Origin of the sequence: Nocardiopsis sp. NPDC006198, from assembly GCF_040613895.1 — a bacterium.
GTDB lineage: Bacteria > Actinomycetota > Actinomycetes > Streptosporangiales > Streptosporangiaceae > Nocardiopsis > Nocardiopsis tropica.
On record NZ_JBEXSY010000054.1, the window covers coordinates 26,485 to 45,540 of the forward strand.

Consider the following 19,056-nt stretch of genomic DNA (forward strand, 5'->3'; position numbering starts at 1 on the left):
GGCGCGGCAAGTGTACTTGGTGAGATCGCTGTCTTTGGCCGGATCGGCCCTGCTGTCGGTGCTGTTCGGTGTCGTTCTGGCTTCGGTGTGGATCTCGGATTTCTGGAAAATATCTACACTGGCATTGCTCGGCTTGATTGGTGTTCTTCTTATATTTTTGTCTATATTTCCTCGTGAGGTGGATTTCGGAGTCTCGCCTTTCGCTGTTGTGGTGCGTGTTTCTGTGGCATTGATTTGGTTTGTCTGTCTGCTGTCCGTTTCCTTGTGGGCGATTTTGGTGGCCGCTGGGGTGGGTGTATGGCAAACGTTCCCGCCAATTGTTTTGGCTGGTGTCCTTCTGCCTATTTCTGTTTTTTTGTGGTTTCTTGATGGTCGCGCATTAAAGAATGCCGAAAAAAATTGAACCGACCTCAAGATTTCCTGGGTGATCCGTAGTGGTGGGTGTAACGTTTGCGGTTCCATGGGTTTTCTCGCGAGCTTCATTATCGCGAATGTTTTTGTGGGTGGCATTGAAGCCGGTTGCGGTAGCGGCGTGGATGGTGGTGCAGGACCGCCACTCTGAGCTCCGTCTCCGACCACCGTCTTTGTGTACTGTTCCATCTGCTCGTGACGACCCGGCCGCGCCGTGATGGGGCATGGCCCTGAGAGGAGAGGACATTGGCCGAAGCCGGGAAGCGACGGTCCCGCGGCGCAGACCGGGACGGCGCGCTACCTGTACCTGCGGCCCTGGTTGCGGCCGATGAGGAACCACAGGAGGGCGCCGATGAAGGGGGCGATGCACACGAAGATGAGCCAGACGATCTTCATGGCTCCGTCCACCCGGGAGCCGAGGATGCTGAACACCGCGGCGACGATGAACACGACCACGGCCAGGCCCACCAGCAGGGCCATGATGAGGATGAAGGCCGTGATCCCGGTTTCCATGGTGGTCGCGTCGGCCAGTGCCAGCAGCGTCATGCGGTGCCCTTTCGGGGTCGGGGGTTCGAGTCGGTCGGTCCCTCCGGGGCCGGTCGGCCCCGGGGAACGTTCTCCACGCTAGGTGCGGGGTCGCCTTCCCCACATCCACCTGCGGGCCCTACCGCCGCGGCGACCAAAGCGGTAGAGGCACGACCACAGGGGCCGCTTTGGTCGGTGGGCGCACCGACTTTCGTCGGTGGCCGCGCGCGGGCGTCCCGTCTCCCGGCGTCGGACTCGCCCCTTCCCCTCGTGGAGTCGCCGGCCTGACCTTAGAATCGGGTGATCCCGTCGGATGTCCGAGCGTGAGGGGTCCTGTCCATGGCCGCGTCGACCGATCTGACCGCGTCGTCCGAGTGGTGGCGGGGCCTGAACGAGGCCATGTCCGCCCGGCGCCCGCTGCCCCGGGTGCAGCCGCTGGTCAAGGAGCACCTGCGCTGGTACCCCAAGGCGGACGTCGCGCTGTTGAGCCGCGCCTACGCCGTCGCCGACCACCTGCACCGCGAGCAGAAGCGCAAGAGCGGCGAACCGTTCATCATCCACCCGCTCGCGGTCGCCACGATCCTCGCCGAGATGGGGCTGGACACCGCCACCCTGGTCGCCGCGCTCCTGCACGACACCGTGGAGGACACCCCCTTCAGCCTCGCCCACCTGGCCGCCGAGTTCGGCGCCGAGGTCGGGATCATGGTGGACGGGGTCACCAAGGTCGACCGGTCCATGTACGGCAGCGCGGCGGCGGGGGAGACGTTCCGCAAGATGGTCGTCGCGGCCAAGGACGACCTGCGGGTGCTCCTCATCAAGCTCGCGGACCGGGTCCACAACCTGCGCACCCTCCAGTTCCAGCCGCCCCACAAGCGCGCCAAGATCGCCCGGGGCACCCGTGAGCTGCTGATCCCGCTGGCGGAGCGGCTGGGGGTGTACCAGCTCAAACGGGAGCTGGAGGACCTGTGTTTCGAGTACCTGGAGACGGAGGACTTCGAGCGCGTGCGGGAGCGCACCGAGCAGGTGCGCCGCTCCCACGAGCACGAGATCGACTCCCTGCGGGTGAGCCTGCGCGACGTGCTGCACGCGTTCCGGGTCAAGGCGGAGGTCGTGGTGCGCGAGAGGCACCTGTACTCCGTGTTCACCTCCGGCCTGCGCGCGGGCTCGGAGGTCGGCCCGGTGGCGACGGTCCGGTACGTGGTCGTGGTGCGCGGCGGGGAGCAGAACGCCTACCTGGCCCTGGGGGCGGTCCACGGCAGATGGCGCCCGGTGCCGAGGAGGTTCCGCGACTTCATCGCGACCCCCAAGTACAACCTGTACAAGGCCCTGCACACCACTGTCGTCACCGAGTCGGGCCGCCAGGTCCAGATCATCATCTGCGACCCCCATGCCCGCGAGGTGTCGGAGTTCGGGATCATCGCGCAGATCCGCCAGGAGACCTCGAAGGACGGCCGCCTCCTCCAGGAGGGGCGGACCAGGGCCGACCCCGAGTGGCTGACGCGGCTGCTCGGCTGGCAGGAGCAGGCCAGCGCCGAGGACCTCCTCACGGGGGCGCGCACCGACCTGGCCGACACGATCACGGTGCTGACCGGAGAGGGCAGGGTACTCACCCTCCCGGAGGGGGCGACCCCCGTGGACGTGGCCTATGCCCTGGGGGAGGAGACCGGCAACCACTTCTCCGCGGCCACGATCGACGGCCGCCTGGCCGGGCCTGCCGCGAGGGTCCGCGAGGGCGACACGGTGCGGATCGTCACCACAGACGAACCCGCCCCGGACCGGGGATGGCTGGACTCGGTCAGGACGGGCGAGGCGCGGGTGGGCATCACCGCCTGGCACCGTGTCCGCGCCCGCGAGCGCGCCTCCGAGGACGGGAGGTGGCGGCTCGCCGAACTGCTGGGGCAGGACCGGCTGGTCGAGGCTGAGGCCGCCGGAAAGCTGATCGGGGTGGCCCGGCGCATGGGCCATCCCGACATGGAGGACCTGTACGTGGCCCTGGGGGAGGGGCACCGCGCCCCCGAGGACGTCTCCGACCAGCTGTCCTGAGGGGGATGCGGCCCGGCTCCGCGCACGGCGGACCGCCCGGCGGGGAGGCCGACGTCCGCTCGTCCCCCTGACCGGCGCTGAACCGTCGCAGGGAGCCCGCCCCGGCCCCGCGGACGTGCGACACGCCGGACTCCCGCGTCCCCCGTGACGCGCCCGCGCGTCGGAGGATGTACCCATGGAGAGCAAGCAGGACGAAGGTCAGGGCAGGGGGTACGAGGATGGTGACGATCCCATCCAGGTGTGCCTGGTCGGCGGGCCGCGTGCCTGGTCCGGCCTGGTGATGGAGGACGTCTTCACCCGCGACGAGATTCTCGGCGTGCCGTGGGAGGACCTGGGCGCGGACCTGGTGGTTCCGGGCGACGTGCGCCCCGACCCGCCGGTGGCCCGGTACCGGCCGTTGGACGGGACCGCGCGGTGGGTCTGGCACTTCACGGGGTGGGAGCCCCCCGAGGCGGAACCGGTGGCCGAGGCCCTGCCCGCCCGGCGCGTTCCGGAGAACGCCCCGCAGTGAGGTGTTCCGCCGCCGTTCCGCGCACGCACCGTTGACGCGCCCGCCCGGAGCCTTCCGGGCGGGCGTGCCGCTGTCGCGGGCCGGGTGGCCCCGCCCGGCGCCGCGGTTCAGCTCCCGGCGGCGCGGAGCCGGAGGAGCTTGGCCAGGCCCCAGGCGACCAGCCCCGTGACCGCTCCGACGACCACCCCGGTCACCAGGCTGCCGACCACCGCGAAGCCGCGGATGACGACCGCGTGCGCCAGGGGCGGCAGGTCGGCGAGGTTGCCGCCGAGGGCCGGCGGGTCGCCCTCCCAGGCGACGTTCCACAGCAGCTGGTGTCCGAGCGCGAGGAACACCCCGTAGAACGCGCCCACGACGAGCAGGGTCAGGAACGGGTTCGGCACCCGGGCCAGCACGGCCGCGGCGATCCACACGACCAGCGGGACGAACACGAACAACGCGTTGACGAACGTCCCCTCCTGGATGAGGCCGAGGTCGTGCAGCACCACGCGCGGCGCCGCGAGCAGGGCGAGCCCGATCAGGGCGATGAGGGGCAGGCCGAGGGTGGAGCGCTTCTGTTCGGTCATGCCACCGACGTTAGGGAAGACGCTCCCTCGGGGCATCCGCGCCAGGTCTCGTCCGTGTACGTCGAGAAGCGGCCTCGGGGCCGCCCTCGCGGCCCCGGCGCGACGGCCCGGACCGCCTCTCCCCGCCGCGCCCGGAGCGCGGTGGCTCCCCCTCGGGTGGGGCCGGACGCACGGCGCAGGCGCGGCGCCCGGCCGTCACTGGCCCAGGGCGATGGCCTGTGCCTCGACCTCGGCGGGCTCGGGGCCGTCGTCGACCCTGCGCAGCACCCGGCGTCCGAGGAGGACGATCAGCGCGGCCACAACGACCGAGCCCGCCGCCGCGTACATCGGGGCGCCCGGGGACAGGGCCGCGGCCAGTGCCGAGGCCGCGGGGGGCGCGGCCGCCCCGCCGAGGAAGCGGATCGCCGAGTAGGACGACGACGCCACCGGCCGGGGCAGGTCGCTGGCCTCCATCACCGACTCCGTCAGCACCGTGTTGAGCACGCCCAGCAGCAGCCCGCCGAGTACGACGCAGGTGATCAGGCCCGCCGTGGAGGAGATGAGGGCGCCCGCGGCGACCAGGTCGGCTGCCAGCAGGAGCAGGGTGGCCCACAGGACGCCCGTGCGGCGCCACCGCCGGGTCAGGACGGGGGCGACGAACACCGAGGTGACGGCGACGGCCAGCCCCCAGCCGAAGAAGGTGAACCCGAGCCCCATCTCGTCCAGGCCCAGCGGGAAGGGCGTGTACGCCAGCAGCGCGAAGAAGCCGATGTTGTAGAACAGCGCGGTGAACGCCAGCACCAGGATGGCGGGCTCGCGCAGCGCCGTGAACGGCGCCGACAGCGGGACCGGCGCCGTCCTGGCGATGGTGTCGCTCCGCAGCAGGGTGGCGATCGTGACGAACCCGATCGCCATGAGCACGGCGGTGCCGAAGAACGGCCCGCGCCAGCTGACGCTGCCGAGCAGTCCGCCCATGAGCGGTCCGGTGGCGATGCCCAGGCCCAGGGACGCCTCGTAGAGGACGATCGCGGAGGAGGAGCCGCCGCTGGCCGCGCCGACGATGGTGGCCAGGGCGGTGGAGATGAAGAAGGCGTTCCCGAGCCCCCATCCCGCGCGGAAGCCGATCACGGACCCGACGTCGCCCGCGGCCCCCGCGGCGGCCGCGAAGACCACGATCAGGGCCAGTCCGAGCAGGAGGGTGCGCTTGGCCCCGATCCGGCTCGACACCCAGCTGGTCACGAGCATGGCCAGGCCAGTGACGAGCAGGTAGCTCGTGAACAGCAGCGAGGTCTGGGTCTGGGTGGCCTCCAGGCTGCGGGAGATCGCGGGAAGGATCGGGTCGACCAGCCCGATGCCCATGAACGCGATCACGGAGGCGAACGCCACCGCCCACACCGCGCGCGGCTGCCGGAGGATCGAGCCCTCCGTCCGGGGAGGCGCGTCACCCGCCCCGTGCGGGGTGGTGCGCTCGTTGTCTGTCTCCGCCACCATGCTTCGGAACTCCTGTCGGTCGTCGGTGGGGAGGACGGCGGCCGGTGCGGTCGGGGTCCTCGCGAGGATTCATATAGGTAACCTATGTTAATCCTCGGAGATTCCCGCTCGTACCGGGAGGGTTCGGAGGAGGGCTGGAAGAGGGGCGCGGACCAGGGGAAAAGCGCCCCGCTCAGGCCTCGCCGCGCCGCAGCCGGCCGTCCAGGAGCCGCACCGAGTCCGCCAGCAGGGTCCGCTCGTGCTCGGACAGGTCGGTGAACAGCGGGGTCAGCGCCGAGCCGATCCGGGACCTCCAGTCGTCCAGCGCCGCCTCCCCCTCGGCGGTCAGCTCGTGGAGGTTGGCGCGCCCGTCGTCGGGGTCGGGGCGGCGCTCGACGTACCCGGAGGAGAGCAGGGACTCGACGATCACCGTCATGGTGGGCTGGCGGACCCGGCAGTGGTCTGCCAGCACGCCCAGCCGCAGCGGGCCCTTCTCCCGCAGGACACTCAGCGCACGCCAGGTCGCGGGCGAGGTGCGCTCCCCGGTCGCGTGGGCGGCGTAGCGGGCGAGGCGGTTGCTGATGTTGATCAGGCGGACCAGCAGCTCGGCGACCTCGTCGTCCTCGTGGCCCTCGTTGTTCCTCACGCGGCCAGGCTAGCCGCCGCGGCCCCGGCCCCCGCCACGGCGGGAGGGCGGCGCCGGGCGCGCGTCGGTGCGGCCGGCGGCTCCGTGGCCGCGTTCGCGCACGTGGCGGGACCCGCGGGCCGACCGGGACCGATGTCCGGCCCACGGCGGCCGGGCCCCGCGCTGTCCGGAACCGGCCGCGGTCCCGGCAGCGGCCTCCGGGGAAGGGGCGCGGGGTCAGCCATCGGCGGTGAGCCCCGCGTCGTGGGCGATGAGGGCCGCCTGGACCCGGTTGCGCACCCCGAGCCGGGTGAGGACCGCGCTGACGTGGGTCTTCACGGTGTCCTCCGCCAGGTGCAGGGCGCGGCCCACCTCCGCGTTGGACATCCCCGCCCCCACCAGCGCCAGGACCTGCCGCTCACGCGGGGTGAGGGCGCCCAGTCGCTCCTCGGCCGCCTCCGCGCGGAACCCCCTCCGGCTGCGGAAACCCGCGACGACCCGGCCGGTGACCTTCGGCGACAGGAACGCGCCGCCCTCGGCGACGGTCCGCACCCCCGTGATCAGTTCGCGCGGAGGGGCCGCCTTGAGCAGGAAGCCGTTGGCCCCGCCGTCCAGCGCCCTGGCCACGTAGTCGTCCTGGCCGAATGTCGTCAGCATGGCGATCGCGGTCGAAGGGCAGGCGCGGCGGATCGCCTCCACGGCGGTGAAGCCGTCCGCGCCGGGCATCTGGATGTCCAGCAGCGCCACGTCGGGGCGTTCGCGGCGGGCGAGCGCCACGGCCTCGTTCCCGTCGCGGGCCTGCGCGACGACGGTGATGCCGGGGTCGGAGGAGAGGATGGCGGCGATCCCCGCGCGGATGAGGGGTTCGTCGTCGGCCAGCAGGACGCGGATCACCGGCCACCGCCCCCCTGGTCCTCGGTGCCGCCTCCGGAGCCCGTCGGGACCGCGTCCTTGTCGACGAGGCGTCCCTGCACGAAGCACAGCCGGTAGGCGTCCGCCCCGGAGCCCGGCAGGGCCGTCCGGGACCGGTAGTGCTCGCAGGTCCATCCGCTCGGCACCGGTCCCGCGTCCGGCGGGTCGAGCATGGTGGACGGCGGGAGCACCGGCGCGACCGCGGACCGCGGGTCCCCGACCCGCAGCGACGCGAAGTCGGCCGGGTCCAGGACCGCGCGGGAGGAGGCCAGGGCGTAGTACCCGGCCCACACGACGACCAGGGCCGCCACCAGGGCGGCGGGGACCGCGACGGCCGCCGCCAGCGCCCTCCCGGTGCGGCTCCGGCTCCGCTCCCGCTGCCGCGCGGACTCGGGGGCGGAGGGGAGCGGCACCGGGGCAGAGCCGGGGGCGTGGAGGTCCGGGCCGGAGGATGCGAGCTGGGCCGGGAGGCGCGCGGTGAGCGTGAAACCGGCGCCCGTCGGGGACGCCGGCCCGCCGGTCCGGGTCGGCTCGGAGTCGAGGGTTCCGCCGGCGGCGCGCACCCGTGCGCGCAGCGCGGCGAGGCCGGACCCGCCGGAGGCCAGGACGGGGGCCTCGGTCGCGGGGCCGTTGACCACGGAGACCGTGTAGCCCTCCGAGGGACCCGGGCCCGGGTCCGGTTCGTCGGATAGGGCCGGTGAGCCGGTGGGGGCCGTGGCGCCCGACCCGCCGGTGGAGGAGACTGCGGCCCCCGGGGCGGTGGCGGCGCCGGCGGACCCGTGGGGCGCCTGTGTCGGCCGGCCCCCGACACCGTCACCGGTCGCCGGGCCGGAGGACGTGAGGACGGCGGCCCCGGGGGCGTCGGCGCCGGACGCCCGCGGCCCGAGCCGGTCCACCCGCACGGCCACCGGTGCGCCCGGCGCGTGCTTGGCGCTGTTGGTCAGCCCCTCCCGCACCACGGCGTACACCAGGGCGCGCACCTCGGCGGGCATCCCCTCCCACAGCCGCCCACCGGCCAGGCCGACCTCCAGGGAGGCGTTCCGGGCGTGCCCGACGAGACCGGCCAGGTCGCCGTCGCCGGTCCCGGGCTCGGCAGGCTCCGCGTCCCCGGACTGGAGGAGCCCGATGATCTCCTGCAGGCGCTCGACCGCGCCGATCGCCCCCGCGCCGAGTTCGGCCACCCCGCGCCGGTAGTCCTCCGCGCCCAGCCCGGGCGCGACCTCCAGGGCTCCGGCGCGCACGGCGATCAGGCTGAGTTCGTGGCCCAGGGAGTCGTGCATCCGCGCCGCGATCCGCTCGCGCTCCCGGACGCGTTCGCGCTCGGCCGCCACCGACCGCTCCCGTTCGAGGAGTTCGGCGCGCCGCCAGCCGAGCCCGGCGGAGTCCGAGCGCACCCGCAGGTACCGGCCCACCAGCCACGGCAGTACCACGCACACGACCGCGAGCACGCCCCTGGCCAGGGCGGAGGTCGCGTCCTGCCCCAGGGCGAGGACGGCGGCCGGCTGGACCAGGAACGCGGCCGCCACGCCCCCGGCGGACACCCGCCCCCGCAGGTTCCAGCCCGCCGCCAGCGCCGGCGCGGCCAGGGCGACGCCGCTCCCGGCCAGGGCCGTGGCGGCGGTGAGCGGCACGAGGCAGCTCAGACCCGAGGCCAGGACGACGGCGGACAGGAGGGCTCCCCGGGCCGCGCGACCCTTCGCGCCACCGCCCGCACAGCCCCCGTGACCAGGGTCCTGCGTCCTGGGTCCCGCCGTCTTTCGCACAGCGGTCAGGCTACAGAACGGCCGGCGGGCACGGCCTCACCCGAAAGTGCCGGTTCCGGGGAGGCCGACGCCACGTCGGTGGCGGGGCCGCCCCTGCGTTCGGACACGTTCGGGTGAGGTGCGCGGGGCCGCACGGGGCCTAACGTCCCACTGGTCCGCGACAGGCGGGCGCACCACGGCCTCGGGAGAGCACGATGAAGGACACCGGCGACACCGCGAACCAGGACGCGGGAGGCCGCGACCCGGCCGCACCGGCCGCACCGGCGGGACCGCACGACCGGGGACCCGGCCCAAGGCGGACGTCCCGCGCGGGAGCGGTCCTCGCCCTGGCCACCGCCGCCGCCCTCGCCCTGGGCGGGCCTGCGGCCGCTGCTCCGGTGGACGGCGCCCCCGAGGGGGCGGTCGCGGCGCAGGCCCCGTTCCTGGGAGTCGGGTCCGCTCCGGGCGGGACCGCGGACGGCGGCCCGGAGGACCCGACCGGCGGGCCGGACCCGGCCGCGGAGGCCGACGACCGGGACACCGGCCCCGGCGATGACGAGACCGGCGGCGTGGACGCGGCGGAGCTGGACGCCTTCATCGCCGCCCACCTCGAACGCGTCGGCCTGCCGGGCGCGACCGTCGCGGTCACGCGCGGGGACCGGGTCGTGTACACGGGCGGCTACGGGCACGACGGGAACGGCGAGCCCCTGCGCGCGGACTCGCCCATGCGCATCGCCTCCCTCAGCAAGTCGATGACCGCCCTCGCCGTCATGCAGCTGGTGGAGGACGGCGCCGTCGGACTGGACGACCCGGTCCGCGACCACCTGCCCGAGTTCACCACCGCCGACCCGCGCAGCGACCTGATCACCGTCCGCCAGCTCCTCGACCAGAGCTCGGGCATGTCCGACCGGGGCCACCCCGACGTCGCCGGATCCCCGCAGCCCGCCACCCTCACCGAGGCGGTGGCCCGCCTGCGCGACGCCGAGCTCACGTCGGCGCCGGGGGAGCGGTGGCAGTACCACAACCCCAACTACCAGGTGGCGGCCCGCCTGGTGGAGGTCGTGGCCGGGGAGCCCTTCGCCGAGTACCTGGAACGGCACGTGTTCGCCCCGGCGGGCATGGCCGACACCCGGTCCTCCGGCCCCGACACCCCGGACGCCCCCGGCCCGGGGGCGTCCGGCGGCGCGCGCCCCGAACCCGCGCCGGGGCACATCCGCGCCTTCGGCGTCAACGTCCCCGTCGCCGAACCGCCCTCTTTCGGGACCGGTTCCGGGGACGTCGTCTCGACCGCGGAGGACATGGCGAGGTGGCTGATCCTCCAGGCCGACGGCGGGAGGGCGCCCGGCGGCGAACGGCTGCTCTCCGCCGCAGCGGTGGAGCTGACGCACACCCCGTCCGCGCCCGGAGGCCGGTACGGCCTCGGATGGATGCGGCGCGGACCGGCCGACGGCGCCTCCGGCACACAGGTCTGGCACGGCGGGGTGGTGTCCACGTACAGCTCCTACCAGGTGCTCGTCCCCGGAACCGGATACGGCGTCGTGGCGCTGTTCAACAGCGGGATCACCCTCACCGAGAACGACACGTGGGGCCTGGTCGAGGGGGTCCTCGACCTCACCGAGGGCAGGACGCCTGCGGGGGCGGGCTCGTCCCTGTGGAAGGTCGACGCCGCCTTCGGGGCTGCCACGCTGACCGTGGCGGGGCTGGGCGTGCTCGGGGTGCGGCGATCCGGGGCCTGGGCCGGGAGGCGGGCGGGCCTGCCCCGGTGGCGGACCGCGCTGCGGCTGCTGCCCTACGCCCTGCCTCCCCTCCTGTTCCCCCTGGTCAACCCGCTCCTCACCTGGGTGATGGGCGGGCGGGAGGGCACCTGGCTCCAGCGGTTCTACGGGATCCCGGCCGAACTGGCCTTCGTCGCCGCCACCGCCCTGGTGTGCCTGGCGGTCCTCGCCGCCCGGACCGTGCAGCTCCTCCGCGCCGCCCGGCGGCCCGCGGGAGCGGTCGGCGCCGCCGACGCCCCGGCCCCGTCCGGCCCGGCCGACGGCGCCGCAGGGACCGGGTGGTAGAACTACCGCGTACGCGGGGTGAGCCGGGCGGTCGACGGGGCCGGACGGGCCCCGCACCGACAGACCCGGGAGGGCACCCGTGAGTGACGACCTGTCCGTGAGCGTGGACGGCCACGTCGGCGTCCTGGAGTTCCGGCGCCCGCCCAACAACCACTTCGACCTGGCGCTCCTGCGCGACCTCGCGGACGCCGCCGCCGAACTGGAGGGCGCGCGCGGGTGCCGCGCCATCGTCCTGTGCTCCGAGGGCCGGCACTTCTGCGCCGGGGTGGACTTCGGCGGCGAGGGGGTCGGGCCCGACCCGGCCTCCACCCTGAAGGCCGTCTACGCGGAGGGGCTGCGGCTCTTCTCCCTCGCCGTGCCCGTGGTCGCGGCGGTGCAGGGCGCGGCCGTCGGGGGCGGCCTCGGCGTGGCGTGCGCCGCCGACTTCCGCGTCGCCGCGCCCTCGACCAGGTTCCACGCCAACTTCGGGGCGCTCGGCATCCACCAGGGCTTCGGCCTCAGCGCCTCCCTGCCCCGGATCATCGGCGCGCAGGGCGCCGCCGAGATGCTGTACACCGCCCGGCGGGTCGGCGGCGAGAGGGCCCTCGCCCTCGGCCTCGCCGACCGGCTGGTCGAGGACGGCGCGGTGCGCGGGGCCGCCGTGGCCTTCGCGCACGAGATCGCCGCCGGGGCGCCGCTGGCCGTGCGGTCGATGCGGGAGACCCTGCGCGCGGGGTACACGGACGAGGTCCACGCGGCCATGGAGCGCGAGATCACCGAGCAGACGCGACTGCTCGCGACGGGGGACAGCGAGGCCGGCATCGCGGCCTCGCTGGCGCGGACCGCACCCGTGTTCACGGGGCGTTAGCGCCGCGCCGGACGGCGGGACGGCTACCCTGGCGTGCCATGCGCCTGCTCATCATCTCCGACACCCATCTGCCCAAGCGCGCCCGCGACCTGCCCCGGCAGGTGTGGGCGCAGGTCGAGCGCGCCGACGCGGTCGTCCACGCGGGGGACTGGTGCGTCCCCGACGCGCTCGACGCCCTGGAGGCGCGTGCCGCGCGGGTGGTGGGTGTCCACGGCAACAACGACGGCCCCGAACTGCGCGCACGCCTGCCCGAGGTGGCGAGGGCGACCCTGGGCGGCGTCCGGTTCGCGGTCGTCCACGAGACGGGGCAGGCGGCGGGCCGGGAGAAGCGGTGCGCCGAGCGCTTCCCCGACACCGACGTCCTCGTCTTCGGCCACTCGCACATCCCGTGGGACACGCGCGCGGAGACCGGGCTGCGGCTGCTCAACCCGGGCTCTCCCACGGACCGCCGGCGCCGGCCGCACCACACCTACATGACGGCGGAGGCGGCCGACGGGGTCCTCTCCGAGGTCCGGCTGCACCGGGTCGACCCCGCCTGAGCGGGGCCGGCCCGGCGTGGCCGGCGCCCGGCTCGCGGTCACGGGGTGATCCGCCCGGCGATGGCGGGGCCCTCCCGCGCGATCCAGGCCTCGGCGCGGGGCATGCGGTCCCTGACGCCCTCCTCCCACATGCGGCGGAAGACCGGGTCGCTCGCGGCGGCGGCCCGGGCCCTGCGGTGGAAGCGGTGGATCATCCGTGTCGCCAGGGGCACCAGTTCCGCGCGCCGGCGCCCGGACGCCCCGTAGGCGTCGACGAAGACGGCGACCCTGTGGGCCGCGTCGAGGTCGGCGAAGGCGGGGGCGCGGTCCCGGGGGTCGAGCAGCGGCACCCACCAGTAGAGGGCGTTGGCGATCTCGTAGAGGCGGGTGGTGGGCCGGGCGAGGTCGAAGTCGATGAGGGCGGCGGGCAGGCCCTCGCGGAAGACGACGTTGCCGGGGCAGTAGTCGCGGTGGCCGACCAGTTCGGGTTCCCCCTCCACCGGGGCATCGTCGACGGCGGCGGTTCCGGGGATGCCGCCCCAGACCGCGTCCGCCGGCGGAACCCAGCCGTCGGCGGCCCCGTGCAGCCGCCGGATCAGCTGCGCCAGCGCGACCAGGACGTCCTCGCCCGCGGCAGCGGCGGGCAGCGGTTCCCGTGGGACGTCGCCGGGGACGTAGGTCAGCACCTCGCGGCCCTGCCCGTCGACGCCGAGCGGCACCGGCGCGGCGGTGAAACCGGCCCGGTGCAGGTGGGCGAGGTAGGCCTGGACCGTGGCGGTGAACGGCCGGACCGGGCGCCGGACCGTGTCGCCCACGCGCACGATGCCGGGGGTGACGCCGTCGCCGACCAGGGGCTCGGCGGGTCGGCCGTCGTGCTCGTCGCGGAACCGGTCGGTCATGGGGCGCCTCCGTTGGTCCGGTGGGAACGTGGGACCGCTCGCCCGCCGCCGGGGCGCAGGGAGCGGGGGAACCGCTCCGATGCTCCCCGAGCCCCCGGCCCCTGTCCAGCCGGACACCGGGGAAGGGCCCGGAGGAGGACACGGTGCTCGGCACGGGCCCTCCGCCACGGCGTCGGACGGACTCCGGCCGCCCGACCGGCCCCCGCCGTGCGGGCGGGGACCGGCCGGTCCGCTCGCACGGCGGGGCGCCGGGGTCAGGGCCGGGTAGCCCGCAGCATGCGCAGCTGGCCGATCTCGGCGGCGTTCTTCATCAGCTCGGCGTTGACCCACGCAACCGTGTGGGCGACGGTCAGGCCGGAGCCGGGCGGCCACGGGAAGGGAGCGGGCGCGTCGAGGTCCTCGGTCCCCAGCCCGTTCAGCGCCTCCAGCCACTCCGTGCGCAGGCCGCGCAGCCAGGCGACGGCCTCGTCGGCGCCGGGCCAGACCACGTCCTCCCGGTCCCGCGGGGTGCGCCCCCGCAGGTGGTCGAGGGTCACCGACCACCACCAGCCGATGTGCCAGGTGACCCAGGCGACGGTCGGGACGGGCACGGGGTCGGGCTCGGTGTCCGCCCAGTCCGGGGTCCACACCCCGTCCTCCCCACGGCGGACGGTCCAGCAGAGGGGGCCGGGTTCCCAGAGGAAGTCGCCGGGCTCCAGGCGCTCCAGGTGGTACTCGAACAGCGACCAGGTGAGGTCGAACTGCCAGCGCAGCAGTTCGCGGGGTGTCTCGGGCATGGGGAACACCCTGGCACAGGACGCCCTCCGGACCGAAGCGGTTTTCGGGCGGGCCGCCCCTGGACCGGGAACCCCTCCTCTGCCGGAGCGCGGGCCGGTCGGGGCGGCGCAGCGGACGCACCCGGACCCCTGCCAAGGGTTTTCGGATGTATTGACCGCATTGTCCGCCGACCTGGAATGCCAGACGGCAAGCCGGGAGTCACCGCGCGAATGCTCGGGGTAGTGACCGGGGTAGGAACACCCCACGGGCCCGAGATCCGGAGCCCGGGCCCGCCCGCCCGGGCCACCGGACACCCCGGGGGCGCCCAGGAGGACTCCCCTCCACCCGAGGCGTCTTCGGGGCCTTCCGGCCCCGCCCCCTCCGCACCGTGGCCGCTCCCCCCCCGGGGGCGCAAGGCCGCACGGGCCCCGGCCCCTCGGAGGAGCGATCACGGGAAACCGGGGGCGGAGGATTCCCGCCCCGGTCCTCCCGCCCGGGCCGCGGGGGGACGGCCCGCAGGGCGGCGAGGACGTCCCGTGGGAGGGACCTCCCCGGGACCTGGCGGCTTGCGGTTGACGTAGCGTCAACTCCTAGCGTCGTCTGCGGGTCGGACGGACCGGCCCGACGAGGGGGGACACGATGTCCTGGCCGATCGGGGACCTGTGCCGGATGAGCGGGGTCACCTCGCGCACCCTGCGGCACTACCACCGGATCGGGCTGCTCGAACCGGAGCGGACGGGCCCAGGCGGCATCCGCCACTACGGCCGGGGCGAACTCCTGCGGCTCCAGCGCATCCTCGTGATGCGCGAGCTGGGCATGGGGCTCGCCGACATCGCCCGGGTCCTGGACGAGAGGACGGGCGAGGCGGACGCACTCCGCGCCCACCTGCGCGACCTCCTGGCCGAACGGGACCGCATCGACACCCTCGTCGACACCGTGCGCCGCACCATCGGCGCACTGGAGGAGGACGACGGCATGCACGACGTCGACAGGCCCGAGGAGCTGTTCGCCGGGTTCGACACCACCGCCTACGCCGAGCGGGCCCGCGCCGAGTGGCCCCGCGAGTGGGAGCAGGCCCGGCGGGCGTCCGAGGCGCTGACCGGGGAGGACCGCGACCGGCAGCAGGCGGAGCTCGCCGCGCGGATGAGGCGCATGGCCGACCACCTCGCCGCCGGGACCCCGCCCGCCGGCCAGGCGGTGCAGGCGGAGGTGCACGCCCACTTTCTGGAGGTGAGCCGGATGTGGACGCCCGACGCGGGAGCGTTCGAGAACCTGGGCCGCGTCTACGCCGAGGAGGGCGCCTGGCGCGCGGTGTACGAGCGCGTCGCCCCCGGCCTGGCCGAATACCAGCGCGACGCGATGGCGGTCTACGCACGCGAGCGGCTGGCCGGCCCCGGGGCCCGGCGCGAAACGGGCGGCGGGGGCCCGGGCCGAGGGGAGGCGCGCACGTGATCCCCGCGCACTGGCGCCCCCACCTGCGACAGGAGGACGGGGAGGTGCTCGGCTACCTCGAACCCGTGGACGGGGGCGGGTACCGTCCCGTCACGCCCTTCGGCCATCCGGCGGGCAGGGAGGGGGAGGAGGGCGCGGCCCGCGCCGTCCTGGACTCCCTGGGCCTGGCCTACCTGGCGGAGCCGTGGCTGCTCACCCTCCCGGGCCGGGAGGAGCCGGTCGCCGTGCGGATCGTGGAGGTCGGCCCCGACCGCATGCGGGTGGCCAACGCCGACCACGGCTACGAGGAGGCCGACATCGGGCACGTCTTCGTCCTGGACGTGCCGGAGCCGGGGCGCCTGAGGGCCGCCCGCGGCTGAGCCGCCGCCGGGCGGGAGGACGGCGGACCCCGCCCCGCCGGTACCTTCGGGCCGTGGGCCCGACGGGACCGGACGCGGGGTCCGTCCCGGCGGGGGACCTCGGACGGGGAGCGGGAGCGGATGCGGATCACGGTGACCGGGGTGGACGACGCGGCGACGGTCCGGTTCCGGTGCGCGGCCGGAGCGGCCACGGGCCGGTGGGCGGGCCCTTTGCCGCCCGTGCCCGGGGAACACGATGTGGAGCTGGACGTGGCCGAGGAGGTCGTGTTCGCCCGGGCGGAGCCGGGACGCGATCGCGTCGAGGACGTTCCGGACGGCTCCGGGGCCGTGCTGGTCGCGGGGCGCGTCGAGCAGGCCGGGACGGGGGCGGACGCCGTCGTGGTCCTGCGGGTGGGCGGCGGCCTCCTCCTGCTGGAGGCGTGCGGGGCCGTGCCCTCCGCCGGGGATCGGGTCCGCTTCACCGCGGCGGAGCTCCGCCTGTACCCGACGGGGGTGTAGCGGGCCTCCGGCCGGGGCGCCCGTGCCACCGGACCGACCCGCACCCGGCAACGATCCCCGCCCGTGCGGAGGTCGGGCTCCCCGGCGCCGGTCCTGTTCCTCTCTCCCGAACCCGGCCGCCGTCCGCACCGGGGCCGGCCTGCGGCCCGTCCTGTGGCGGACGCCCGCCCCGGCGGTCCCTGTGCCCGGCGGGAGCGCCCGCCCGCGCCTCGTGCGCGGGGGCGGGCGCTCCCAGGGCCGTCGACGCCCTTCCGACGGGTCCTAGAGCACGTCGGGCGAGACGTCCAGGACGGTGCGGTCGCGGGAGGCCACCAGGTCGAACTGCGGTCCGGTCCGGGGCAGCTCGTGGCGGAAGAAGTACGCCGCGGCCGCGCGCTTGCCCTCGTAGAAGTCCCCCGCCCTGCCGTGCGCGGCCACCAGCTGCTCCAGCCACAGCCACGCCACCACCACGTGGCCCACCGCCTCCAGGTAGGGGGTGGCGTTGGCCAGCGCCACCGCGGGGTCGCCCCCGGCCCAGGCGGAGGCGGCCGTCTCCGTCGTCCGCGCCAGGGCGGCCGACAGCAGGCCGGCGTACACGGCCTCGTCCCCGCCCAGCTCCCGGGCGCGGTCGGCGGTCCGCTGCGCGGTCTCCACCAGCAGCGCCAGCCGCGCGCCGCCGTCCTGGACGGCCTTGCGGCCCAGCAGGTCCAGGGCCTGGATGCCGTGGGTGCCCTCGTGGATCGGGTTGAGCCGGTTGTCCCGGTAGTGCTGCTCCACGTCGTACTCGCGCGTGTACCCGTACCCGCCGTGCACCTGGACGGCCAGGCTGTTGGCCTCCACGCACCACTGGGAGGGCCAGCTCTTGGCGATCGGCGTGAGGACGTCCAGGAGCAGGTTCGCGCGCTCGCGCCCGGCGTCGTCGTCGGTGCTCGCCGCCTCGTCGACCAGCCGCGCGCAGTACAGCACCAGGGCGAGGGCGCCCTCCACGTAGCTCTTCTGGGCGAGCAGCATCCGCCGCACGTCGGTGTGGCCGATGATCGGCACCTGCGGCCGGGCGGGGTCCTTGTCGCCGAGCGGGCGCCCCTGGAGCCGTTCGCGCGCGTAGGCCAGCGACTTCAGGTACCCGGTGTAGCCGACGGCCGCGGCGCCGGCGCCCACGCCGATCCGTGCGCCGTTCATCATGTGGAACATGTACCTCAGGCCCTGGTGGGGTTCACCCACCAGGTAGCCGACCGCGCCGGCCCGGCCGCCCGGCGTGTGCGCCCCCTCGCCGAAGTTGAGCAGGGCGTTGACGGTGCCCCGGTAGCCCATCTTGTGGTTGAGCCCGGCGGGGACGACGTCGTTGCGCTCACCGATCGACCCGTCCGCCTCCACCAGGTACTTGGGGACGACGAACAGGGAGATGCCCTTGACCCCGGGCGGACCGCCGGGGAGCTTGGCGAGCACCAGGTGCACGATGTTCTCGGTCAGCTCGTGGTCGCCGCCCGAGATCCACATCTTGTTGCCGAACACCCGGTAGCCGCCCTCGCCGTCCTCCTCGGCGCGGGTGGTGATGTCGGCCAGGGAGCTGCCCGCCTGCGGCTCGGACAGGCACATGGTGCCGGTGAAGCGCCCCTCCACCATGGGGAGCACCCACGTGTCGACCTGCTCGGGGCTGCCGTGCGCCAGGAGGAGGCGGGCGTTGCCGGAGGTGAGGAAGGGGTAGGCGGAGGTGCCCAGGTTGGCGGCCTGGAAGTAGGCGCCGCACGCGCTGGAGACGACCTGCGGCATCTGGGCCCCGCCCACGGAGGCGGGCATCCCGGCGGCGGCGAGGCCGGTCTCGGCGTAGACCTCCAGGGCCTTGCGCACCTCGGGGATGACGTGGACGCGCTCGCCGTCGAAGTGCGGCTCGTTGGCGTCGCTGGCCTTGTTGTGCGGGGCGAAGTGGTCGGTGGCCACGCGCTCGGCCAGCTCCAGGGCGGCGTCGAAGGTCTCGCGCGAGTGGTCGGAGTAGCGGGAGCGCGCGGTGAGGGCCTCGGTGTCGAGCCACTCGTAGAGCAGGAAGTGCAGGTCACGCGCGGACAGCAGGGTGGACGCCACGGTCGCCTCCTCGGAAAGTTTGACCGACTGGTCGGTATGCTATCCGTTCCCGAGGCTTCCCCGGTGACCGGGGTCACGGGGCCGTCCGGGGCTCCGGGACGTGTTCCGCGGGTCGTTCCGGGCCCGCGGTGATCGGCGCGAGCGCCGAGTCCACCGAGGGCATCCACCGGACACGCCCTAGGCTGGTGGCCACCGAACCAGAAGGAGCACTGGCCCATGTCCGCTGTCGCCGAGCCCTCCCGCACCGTCCTGCTGCTCAACGGTCCCAACCTCAACCTGTTGGGCACCCGCGACCCCGAGCAGTACGGCACCGTCACCCTCGACGAGGTCGAGCGGCAGGTGGTCGCCCTCGGCGTCGAGCTGGGGGTGGAGGTGGTGTGCGCGCAGAGCAACAGCGAGGGCGTCATGGTGGACCGGATCCACTCCGCCCGCCACTGGGCCGGCGTGGTGCTCAACCCCGGCGCCTACGCCCACTACGGCATCGCCCTGCGCGACGCGATCGACGCGGTCGAGGTCCCCGTGGTGGAGGTGCACATCTCCAACATCTACGCGCGCGAGGAGTTCCGGCACACGTCGGTGACCGCGCCCGTCGCGGCCGGGTACGTGGCGGGGTGCGGGGTGTTCGGCTACGAGCTCGCCCTGCGCGCGGTGCTCAGGCGCGACGCCGAGCGCCGCGCCTGAGGCTCCGCCCGGTGTGCCCGTCCCGGCAGGATGCGGGGCCCCGGCAGCGGACCCGGGGCGGGGCGCCCCGCCCCCCCGCCCCGGCCGGGGCCCCCCCGCGGGAGGTGATAAGAAGGGGGCCCCCCAGCGCCAAGGGGGCGGTGG

Annotated in this window: 19 protein-coding genes; 10 read left to right on the plus strand and 9 right to left on the minus strand. The window is 74.8% G+C overall.

Features of this window, described 5'->3' with window-relative positions; translation table 11 throughout:
- Positions 1–19 precede the first annotated feature (19 nt).
- A complete protein-coding gene (locus ABZ234_RS26630; protein WP_355013854.1) occupies positions 20–403 on the plus strand; it encodes a hypothetical protein in 384 nt (127 codons plus the stop codon).
- Positions 404–708: 305 nt separating this feature from the next.
- Here ABZ234_RS26630 and ABZ234_RS26635 read toward each other — a convergent pair whose 3' ends face one another.
- Entirely contained in the window at positions 709–957 is a 249-nt protein-coding gene (locus ABZ234_RS26635; protein ID WP_267949516.1) for a PLDc N-terminal domain-containing protein, read from the minus strand.
- A gap of 318 nt (positions 958–1,275) precedes the next feature.
- Here ABZ234_RS26635 and ABZ234_RS26640 point away from each other — a divergent pair, with 318 nt between their 5' ends.
- Positions 1,276–2,979, plus strand: a complete 1,704-nt coding sequence (locus tag ABZ234_RS26640) for an HD domain-containing protein (protein WP_355013855.1) — start codon at positions 1,276–1,278, stop codon at positions 2,977–2,979.
- A 175-nt stretch (positions 2,980–3,154) separates the two neighbouring features.
- Positions 3,155–3,490: a hypothetical protein gene (locus tag ABZ234_RS26645; RefSeq protein ID WP_267949518.1), complete on the plus strand. Its 336-nt coding sequence runs from the start codon at positions 3,155–3,157 to the stop codon at positions 3,488–3,490.
- A 107-nt stretch (positions 3,491–3,597) separates the two neighbouring features.
- On the opposite strand, the gene ABZ234_RS26650 is transcribed toward ABZ234_RS26645, so the two are convergent.
- The 5 genes from ABZ234_RS26650 to ABZ234_RS26670 form a co-directional block, all read right to left on the minus strand.
- A complete protein-coding gene (locus ABZ234_RS26650; RefSeq protein ID WP_267949519.1) occupies positions 3,598–4,056 on the minus strand; it encodes a hypothetical protein in 459 nt (152 codons plus the stop codon).
- 195 nt (positions 4,057–4,251) lie between these two features.
- Complete coding sequence (locus ABZ234_RS26655; RefSeq protein WP_355013856.1) at positions 4,252–5,526, minus strand: MFS transporter; 1,275 nt, start codon at positions 5,524–5,526, stop codon at positions 4,252–4,254.
- Between the two features lie 172 nt (positions 5,527–5,698).
- Positions 5,699–6,151, minus strand: a complete 453-nt coding sequence (locus ABZ234_RS26660) for a MarR family transcriptional regulator (RefSeq protein WP_267949521.1) — start codon at positions 6,149–6,151, stop codon at positions 5,699–5,701.
- A 216-nt stretch (positions 6,152–6,367) separates the two neighbouring features.
- A complete protein-coding gene (locus ABZ234_RS26665) occupies positions 6,368–7,024 on the minus strand; it encodes a response regulator transcription factor (protein WP_355013857.1) in 657 nt (218 codons plus the stop codon).
- Positions 7,021–8,805 carry a histidine kinase gene (locus ABZ234_RS26670; protein ID WP_355013858.1) on the minus strand — a complete coding sequence of 595 codons (1,785 nt, stop codon included), beginning with the start codon at positions 8,803–8,805 and terminating at the stop codon, positions 7,021–7,023. Before ABZ234_RS26670 ends, ABZ234_RS26665 begins: the two co-directional genes overlap by 4 nt.
- 194 nt (positions 8,806–8,999) lie before the next feature.
- On the opposite strand from ABZ234_RS26670, the gene ABZ234_RS26675 reads away from it, so the two are divergent.
- The 3 genes from ABZ234_RS26675 (at position 9,000) to ABZ234_RS26685 (ending at position 12,230) form a co-directional block, all read left to right on the plus strand.
- Positions 9,000–10,844 carry a serine hydrolase domain-containing protein gene (locus ABZ234_RS26675; RefSeq protein ID WP_355013859.1) on the plus strand — a complete coding sequence of 615 codons (1,845 nt, stop codon included), beginning with the start codon at positions 9,000–9,002 and terminating at the stop codon, positions 10,842–10,844.
- 79 nt (positions 10,845–10,923) lie between these two features.
- Positions 10,924–11,691, plus strand: coding sequence for an enoyl-CoA hydratase/isomerase family protein (locus tag ABZ234_RS26680; protein ID WP_355013860.1), 768 nt, complete (start codon positions 10,924–10,926; stop codon positions 11,689–11,691).
- Between the two features lie 38 nt (positions 11,692–11,729).
- Complete coding sequence (locus ABZ234_RS26685) at positions 11,730–12,230, plus strand: metallophosphoesterase (protein WP_355013861.1); 501 nt, start codon at positions 11,730–11,732, stop codon at positions 12,228–12,230.
- A 38-nt stretch (positions 12,231–12,268) separates the two neighbouring features.
- Here ABZ234_RS26685 and ABZ234_RS26690 read toward each other — a convergent pair whose 3' ends face one another.
- Together ABZ234_RS26690 and ABZ234_RS26695 are read right to left on the minus strand one after the other, a co-directional pair.
- Positions 12,269–13,108 carry an aminoglycoside phosphotransferase family protein gene (locus ABZ234_RS26690; RefSeq protein WP_355013862.1) on the minus strand — a complete coding sequence of 280 codons (840 nt, stop codon included), beginning with the start codon at positions 13,106–13,108 and terminating at the stop codon, positions 12,269–12,271.
- 254 nt (positions 13,109–13,362) lie between these two features.
- Entirely contained in the window at positions 13,363–13,884 is a 522-nt protein-coding gene (locus tag ABZ234_RS26695; protein ID WP_355013863.1) for a DinB family protein, read from the minus strand.
- 619 nt (positions 13,885–14,503) lie between these two features.
- On the opposite strand from ABZ234_RS26695, the gene ABZ234_RS26700 reads away from it, so the two are divergent.
- The 3 genes from ABZ234_RS26700 to ABZ234_RS26710 all read left to right on the plus strand — a co-directional run bounded on the left by ABZ234_RS26700 (position 14,504) and on the right by ABZ234_RS26710 (position 16,173).
- Positions 14,504–15,316: a MerR family transcriptional regulator gene (locus tag ABZ234_RS26700; protein WP_355013864.1), complete on the plus strand. Its 813-nt coding sequence runs from the start codon at positions 14,504–14,506 to the stop codon at positions 15,314–15,316.
- On the plus strand, positions 15,313–15,675 hold the full coding sequence (locus ABZ234_RS26705; protein ID WP_344178533.1) for a hypothetical protein: 363 nt from the start codon (positions 15,313–15,315) through the stop codon (positions 15,673–15,675). Before ABZ234_RS26700 ends, ABZ234_RS26705 begins: the two co-directional genes overlap by 4 nt.
- Positions 15,676–15,795: 120 nt before the next feature.
- Positions 15,796–16,173: a hypothetical protein gene (locus ABZ234_RS26710; protein ID WP_355013865.1), complete on the plus strand. Its 378-nt coding sequence runs from the start codon at positions 15,796–15,798 to the stop codon at positions 16,171–16,173.
- A gap of 261 nt (positions 16,174–16,434) precedes the next feature.
- Here the strand turns inward: ABZ234_RS26710 and ABZ234_RS26715 are convergent, their stop codons facing one another.
- On the minus strand, positions 16,435–18,231 hold the full coding sequence (locus ABZ234_RS26715) for an acyl-CoA dehydrogenase (RefSeq protein WP_355013866.1): 1,797 nt from the start codon (positions 18,229–18,231) through the stop codon (positions 16,435–16,437).
- A gap of 216 nt (positions 18,232–18,447) precedes the next feature.
- Here ABZ234_RS26715 and aroQ point away from each other — a divergent pair, with 216 nt between their 5' ends.
- The gene (gene aroQ, locus ABZ234_RS26720) at positions 18,448–18,912 is read left to right on the plus strand and encodes a type II 3-dehydroquinate dehydratase (RefSeq protein ID WP_355013867.1); all 465 of its coding nucleotides are present in this window, start codon (positions 18,448–18,450) and stop codon (positions 18,910–18,912) included.
- Positions 18,913–19,056: the final 144 nt, after the last annotated feature.

What these genes read in the sequence shown, in the direction of transcription:
- ABZ234_RS26635 (WP_267949516.1), bottom strand. Translation starts at nt 957, where the DNA reads ATGACGCTGCTGGCACTGGCCGACGCGACCACCATGGAAACCGGGATC.
- ABZ234_RS26640 (WP_355013855.1), top strand. Translation starts at nt 1,276, where the DNA reads ATGGCCGCGTCGACCGATCTGACCGCGTCGTCCGAGTGGTGGCGGGGC.
- ABZ234_RS26645 (WP_267949518.1), top strand. Translation starts at nt 3,155, where the DNA reads ATGGAGAGCAAGCAGGACGAAGGTCAGGGCAGGGGGTACGAGGATGGT.
- ABZ234_RS26650 (WP_267949519.1), bottom strand. Translation starts at nt 4,056, where the DNA reads ATGACCGAACAGAAGCGCTCCACCCTCGGCCTGCCCCTCATCGCCCTG.
- ABZ234_RS26655 (WP_355013856.1), bottom strand. Translation starts at nt 5,526, where the DNA reads ATGGTGGCGGAGACAGACAACGAGCGCACCACCCCGCACGGGGCGGGT.
- ABZ234_RS26675 (WP_355013859.1), top strand. Translation starts at nt 9,000, where the DNA reads ATGAAGGACACCGGCGACACCGCGAACCAGGACGCGGGAGGCCGCGAC.
- ABZ234_RS26685 (WP_355013861.1), top strand. Translation starts at nt 11,730, where the DNA reads ATGCGCCTGCTCATCATCTCCGACACCCATCTGCCCAAGCGCGCCCGC.
- ABZ234_RS26690 (WP_355013862.1), bottom strand. Translation starts at nt 13,108, where the DNA reads ATGACCGACCGGTTCCGCGACGAGCACGACGGCCGACCCGCCGAGCCC.
- ABZ234_RS26695 (WP_355013863.1), bottom strand. Translation starts at nt 13,884, where the DNA reads ATGCCCGAGACACCCCGCGAACTGCTGCGCTGGCAGTTCGACCTCACC.
- ABZ234_RS26700 (WP_355013864.1), top strand. Translation starts at nt 14,504, where the DNA reads ATGTCCTGGCCGATCGGGGACCTGTGCCGGATGAGCGGGGTCACCTCG.
- ABZ234_RS26710 (WP_355013865.1), top strand. Translation starts at nt 15,796, where the DNA reads ATGCGGATCACGGTGACCGGGGTGGACGACGCGGCGACGGTCCGGTTC.
- aroQ (WP_355013867.1), top strand. Translation starts at nt 18,448, where the DNA reads ATGTCCGCTGTCGCCGAGCCCTCCCGCACCGTCCTGCTGCTCAACGGT.